Below are 5,900 nucleotides of genomic sequence, written 5' to 3'. Positions count from 1 at the left end.
AACGGGCGCTCCCCGGGAGCCCGCGCTGTCAACTGGTGAAAGAAGAAAAAAGCGCGAATTCTGCGGGCGGCGGGATGGATTTTTTTCGCGGCAAAGCCGCGAGGCGATGCACGATTATTCCGCGCTGCAGCACTGTAATTGGCAGGCTGCACAAATGACGCATCATTTAAATTTGTTGACGCGCAAAGACGAGAACTTCGGAATTGGCAGGAGCCCCGAATTACGAAAATCTGTTCTGTTCCAGCGCATTGCATCGACGCGATCGGCACTGCGATGCCCGTCGAAACACCGGGTGTAAACCGAAGATGGCGCCCGAGTCAAATCGAAAATGAAACACCATGTCATCGCTGCGGTGTTCAGGTCGCCGCAAGCTATTCATATTCGGCTCGATCCGGATATAACTAATAGCTTATTTTCGATGGAAATGGCAAATCCGGGGCACCGCCGCCTCACGGACAATTTCAATTCAGGAAGAATCGAAAGAGGCCGGGCAACGCCTCTTTTTTGGAAATTCGCGGACTAAGGTTTTACGCGAATCGATCAATGACTCTCCTTGCCGGGTGCCGGCATGGGAGTTCGCGGAAATCGATATCCAGCTCGGGACCGGCCGGTCCCGCAGCATCAGGTCAGGGCTGTCCGCCCTTTACCTTCCCCGGCTTCCCGGAAGCCTTGGCCGGACGCTTCGCAGGCTTGCCCGCGGCCGGCACCGGCATGCTGCGCGCCTCGCCCTCGCGCGCCGACTTCATGTGCCCGCTCTCGCCGATGGTCATGCCGACGATGCGTGCGAGCTGCCGGCTCACGCTGATGTATGCGTGGCCCAGGCGGCTGTCGAAGTACAGCGAGTCGCCGCGCGCCATGTGCACCACCTCGCCGTTCTCGAAGTGCACCTCGATCTCGCCCGAAAGCACATAGGCGAACTCCTCGCCTGCGTGCCGCACGAAGTCTTCCGGCCCGTGGATCTGCCGCGCGTGCACCGTGCCGACGATGGGGCTCATCTGCTTGCCCGCCGCCGTGGTGCCGAGGAATTCATAGGCGATGGAAAGCCCCTTGTAGACCACCCCCTTGCCCGAGCGCGTGACCACCGGGCCGTCGAGCTGCGCGGGCTTGACGCCGGCGCCGGCGAACATCGCATTCATGTCCATCTCGAGCGCGCGGCCCAGCGCGGTGAAGTTCTCGTAGCCCAGCGCGAGTTGTCCGCGCTCGGCGCGCGAGATGGTGGTGATCGACACGCCAGAGCGCTCGGCCAGCTGCGCCAGCGTCCAGCCGAAGCGCTTGCGCGCGGTGCGCAGGCGGTTGCCGAAGGTGACGCGGTCCAGCGTGGGCGGCTCGTCCCTGGGCTTCGTGCCCGTCTTGGTCCCTGTGTGTGGATTCACGCTTGGCTTTCTCTTGTGATGCCGGTGGATTCTGCCAGCCGGCGCCTGCGCCATCCATGACGGCCCGCATGACGCGGGCCCGGAATTTGCGTATGCGCAAATTGCGTTAGCGCAAATTTCACCGATGCGGTGCACCATGGTTTCCCCTTGGTACCCTCGAATCAATTTGCGTATCCGCAAATTTCTTCCTACACTTTTCGCCGATGACTTCCAGCACTCCAGAGCCCATCGTGGCTGACTTCCTCGTGATCGGCGGCGGCATCGCCGGGGCCTCGGTGGCCCACTGGCTCGCCCCGCACGCACGCGTGATCCTTCTCGAACGCGAATCGCAACCGGGCTACCACTCCACCGGCCGGTCCGCCGCCCTCTTCATGGAAAGCTACGGCACCGCGCAGGTGCGCGCCCTCACCATGGCGAGCCGCGCCTTCCTCGAACATCCGCCCGAAGGCTTCAGCGAGCATCCGCTGCTCACCCCGCGCGGCGCGATGATGGTCGCCGGCGCCGAGCACATGGCCGAGCTCGAAGCCCACTGGGAAGTGCTGCGCGCCATGGACACCGGCGCCTCCCGCCTGAGCGGCGAGCAGGCGCGCGAGATGGTGCCCGCGCTGCGCCCCGAGCAGGTGCTGGGCGCCGTGTACGAGCCCGACGCCGCCGACATGGACGTGCACGCCATCCACCAGGGCTACCTGCGCGGCATGCGTCGCGCGGGCGGCAAGCTGGTGTGCGACGCGGGCGTGACAGCCATCGAGCGCGTGGGCGAGCGCTGGCGCGTCGAGGCCGGCGGCGCGGTCTACGAAGCGCCCGTGGTTCTCAACGCCGCCGGCGCATGGGTCGACACCATCGCGCGCATGGCCGGCGTGCCGCCGCTGGGCATCGAGCCGCGCCGGCGTTCCGCATTCATCTTCGCGCCGCCCGAGGGCCAGAGCGTGGCGCACTGGCCCATGGTGTTCGGCGCCGACGAGGGCTGGTACATCAAGCCCGACGCCGGCATGCTGCTCGGCTCGCCGGCCAATGCCGACCCGGTCGAGCCACAGGATGTGCAGCCCGAGGAGATGGACATCGCCATCGCGATGCACCGCATCGAGGAGGCGACCACGCTCACCATCCGCCGCCCCACGCGCACCTGGGCCGGCCTGCGCTCCTTCGTGGCCGACGGCGACCTGGTCGGCGGCTTCGAGCCCGGCGTGCCCGGTTTCTTCTGGGTCGCGGCACAGGGCGGCTACGGCATCCAGACCTCGGCCGCCATGGGCGAGGCCTGCGCCGCGCTCGCACGCGGGCTGCCGCTGCCGGAGCGCATCGCCTCCTTCGGGCTCACGGCGGAAATGCTGGGCCCGCAGCGGCTGCGCGCGGCCGCGGGCTGAGCCCGGCCTGTTTTCTCCCACACACACAGAACCACTCCACGAGGTCCGACCATGCGCGTCTTCAGTGCTTCCCTGGCCACCGAAACCAACACCTTCGGCCCGATGCCGACGGGCCTCGCCTCCTTCAAGGACCGCGGCTACTTCCCCGCCGGCAAGCACCCCGAGGCGATGACGCTCTTCTCGGGCCCGCTGTGGGCCGCACGCATGCGCGGCGCCGACAAGGGCTGGACGCTGTTCGAAGGCATGGTGGCCGGCGCGCAACCCAGCGGCACCACCACGCGCCACGCCTACGAGACGCTGCGCGACGAACTGCTGAACGACCTGCGCGCGGTGCTGCCGGTCGACATGGTGCTGCTCGGCCTGCACGGCGCGATGGTGGCCGACGGCTACGACGACTGCGAAGGCGACCTGCTGGCGCGCGTGCGGCAGATCGTCGGGCCCGACGTGGTGATCGGCGCGGAGCTCGATCCGCACAACCACCTCACGCCCGAGATGATCTCCAACGCCGACGTGATGATCTCCTTCAAGGAGTACCCGCACACCGACGTGCTCGAGCGCGGGCTGGAGCTGGTCGACATCTGCGCCGCCACGGTCGAGGGCAAGGTGCGGCCGGTGGCGGCGGTGGTCGACTGCGACATGATCGTCACCGTCCACACCTCGCGCCAGCCGGCGCGCGGCTTCGTCGAGCGCATGCAGTCGCTCGAAGGCAAGGACGGCGTGCTCTCTATCTCGCTCACGCACGGCTTCTCGTGGGGCGACGTGCCCGAGATGGGCACCAAGGTGCTGGTCTACACCGACGGCGACAAGGCGAAGGCCGACATGCTGGCGCGCCAGCTCGCCGACGAGGTCATCGCGATGCGCGACGGCCTCACCGTGAACTACCCCGGCATCGATGCATCGCTCGACGAGGCCCTGGCCTTCGACGGCGGCCCGGTGGTGATCTCCGACGGTGCCGACAACCCCGGCGGCGGCGCCGCGAGCGACTCCACATTCATCCTGCGACGCATGGCCGAACGCGGCATCGCCAACGCGGCGCTGGGCCCGCTGTGGGACCCGATCGCGGTGCGCATCGCCTTCGACGCCGGCGTGGGCGCGAAGCTGCCGATGCGCATCGGCGGCAAGATCAGTCCGCTGTCGGGCGACCCGCTCGACCTCGAATGCACCGTGAAGGCGCTCAAGCACGACCTGGTGATGACCGGCCTGGCCGGCACGCCCACGCTGATGGGCGACAGCGCGCTCGTCGAGGCCAACGGCATCGAAATCGTGCTGATCACGCTGCGTAACCAGGCGATGGGCACCGACCTGTTCACGCAACTGGGCTGCGACCTTGCCGCGAAGAAGATCATCGTCGTGAAGTCGTCGCAGCACTTCTACGCTTCGTACTCCAAGGTGGCGAAGCACGTCATCTATGCAGGCGCGCCGGGCGCCGTCACGCTCGACCTGAACACGCTGCCCTATCGCAAGGCCCGCCTGCCCAAGTGGCCGATCGGCGTCGCGGCCTGAGCCGCCCTTCTTTCGCCTCCTCTTTTTCCTGCTGCCTTCCCTCACCGGAGAACCGACGATGAAACGACGGACGCTTGGCGCTCTTGCCGCCCTGGCCCTTTCCACCGCCTTCGCGGCGAGCCTTCCCGCGCATGCCCAGACGCCGCAGCCCAAGACGCTGAAGGTGGTGGCGCATGCCGACCTGAAGATCCTCGACCCGACCTTCACCACCGCCTACATCTCGCGCAACTTCGGCTACATGGTGTACGACACCCTCTTCGCGCAGGACGCGAGCGGCAAGCCGCAGCCGCAGATGGTGGAGAAGTACAACGCCTCGAAGGACGGCAAGCAGTGGAGCTTCACGCTGCGCCCCAACCTCAAGTTCTCCGACGGCGGCGCCGTCACCTCGGCCGACGCGGTCGCGTCGCTGCAGCGCTGGGCCGCGCGCGACAGCCTCGGCCGCGCCATGACGGCCAGCGGCGCCGAGTGGAAGGCCACCGACGCGCGCAGCTTCACGCTCACGCTCAACGAGCCCTTCGGCATGGTGCTCGACGCGCTGGCCAAGCCCTCGGGCTTTCCGCCGGTGGTGCTGCCCGAGCGGCTGGCCAAGATGCCCGCCACCGCGCCGCTGACCGAAGTGCTGGGCTCCGGCCCGTACGTGTTCAAGCGCGACGAATGGGTGCCGGGCAACAAGGCCGTGTTCGTGCGCAACCCCAACTACGTGGCGCGCAGCGAACCGCCGAGCGGACTGGCCGGCAGCAAGAAGAGCAACTTCGACCGCGTCGAGTGGCTCTACCTGCCCGATGCCAACAGCGCGGTGGCCGCTCTCAAGCGCGGCGAGGTCGACATCATCGAGCAGCTGCCGCCCGACTACATCGCGCCGCTGCGCACCGATACGGGCGTGAAGATCGGCTCCGGCGGCGCCTACCAGGGCTTCCTGGTGATGAACCAGCTGCATGCGCCCTTCAACAACCCGAAGGTGCGCCAGGCACTGCTGCAGGCCGTGAGCCAGGAGCGCTTCATGGCGGCCATGGGCTTCCCGCTGGACATGCGCATGGCCTACTGCGCCACCTACTTCATCTGCGGAAGCCCCAACGACACCGCGGCCGGCGCCGAGCCCTACCGCAAGGCCGACGTCGCCAAGGCCAAGAAGATGCTCGCCGACGCCGGCTACAAGGGCGAGAAGGTGGTGCTGCTGGTACCCAGCGACGTGCCCTACCTGAACGCCGAGGCGCTGATGGCAGCACAGACCATGAAGAGCATCGGCCTGAACGTCGATGCCCAGACCATGGACTGGGCCTCCATCGGCGCACGCCGCGCCAAGCGCGATGCGCCCGACGCCGGCGGCTGGAACATCTACGTCACCGTGGCCGGCGAATTTGACGCCAACTCGCCCATCAGCAACGCCTACCTGAGCGCGGCCTGCGGCAATACCCTGCCCGGCTGGCCCTGCGACAAGCAGCTGGACGACTTGCGCACCGCCTGGCTGAAGGAAACCGTTCCCGCCAAGCGCAAGGAGCTGCTCGACGCCTTCCAGGCCCGCGCCTACGAGGCCGTGCCGTACATCAACGCCGGCCAGTACTCGGCCGCCTTCGCCGCGCGCACCAGCCTGAAGGGCCTGGACAAGCTCTGGTCCGGCATGCCGACGGTCTGGGCGCTCGACAGGCAGTAAGGGCCGGAGGGG

The 5,900-nt window shown here is 67.5% G+C and carries 4 protein-coding genes; 3 read left to right on the top strand and 1 reads right to left on the bottom strand.

Annotated features, from left to right (window positions below; all coding sequences use genetic code 11):
* Positions 1-626: 626 nt before the first annotated feature.
* Positions 627-1,373 carry an XRE family transcriptional regulator gene (locus tag FHT32_RS10695; protein WP_176664604.1) on the bottom strand — a complete coding sequence of 249 codons (747 nt, stop codon included), beginning with the start codon at positions 1,371-1,373 and terminating at the stop codon, positions 627-629.
* Positions 1,374-1,576: 203 nt separating this feature from the next.
* On the opposite strand from FHT32_RS10695, the gene FHT32_RS10690 reads away from it, so the two are divergent.
* Genes FHT32_RS10690 through FHT32_RS10680 form a run of 3 tightly spaced genes read left to right on the top strand, consistent with a single transcriptional unit; the run spans position 1,577 to position 5,888 of the window.
* Complete coding sequence (locus tag FHT32_RS10690) at positions 1,577-2,734, top strand: FAD-binding oxidoreductase (RefSeq protein ID WP_176664603.1); 1,158 nt, start codon at positions 1,577-1,579, stop codon at positions 2,732-2,734.
* A gap of 51 nt (positions 2,735-2,785) precedes the next feature.
* Complete coding sequence (locus tag FHT32_RS10685) at positions 2,786-4,237, top strand: M81 family metallopeptidase (protein ID WP_176664602.1); 1,452 nt, start codon at positions 2,786-2,788, stop codon at positions 4,235-4,237.
* Between the two features lie 58 nt (positions 4,238-4,295).
* Positions 4,296-5,888, top strand: coding sequence for an ABC transporter substrate-binding protein (locus FHT32_RS10680; protein ID WP_176664601.1), 1,593 nt, complete (start codon positions 4,296-4,298; stop codon positions 5,886-5,888).
* Positions 5,889-5,900: the final 12 nt, after the last annotated feature.

It is taken from the genome of Variovorax sp. SG517, from assembly GCF_013376045.1.
GTDB lineage: Bacteria > Pseudomonadota > Gammaproteobacteria > Burkholderiales > Burkholderiaceae_C > Variovorax.
This window is presented reverse-complemented; position numbering and strand designations above follow the sequence as displayed.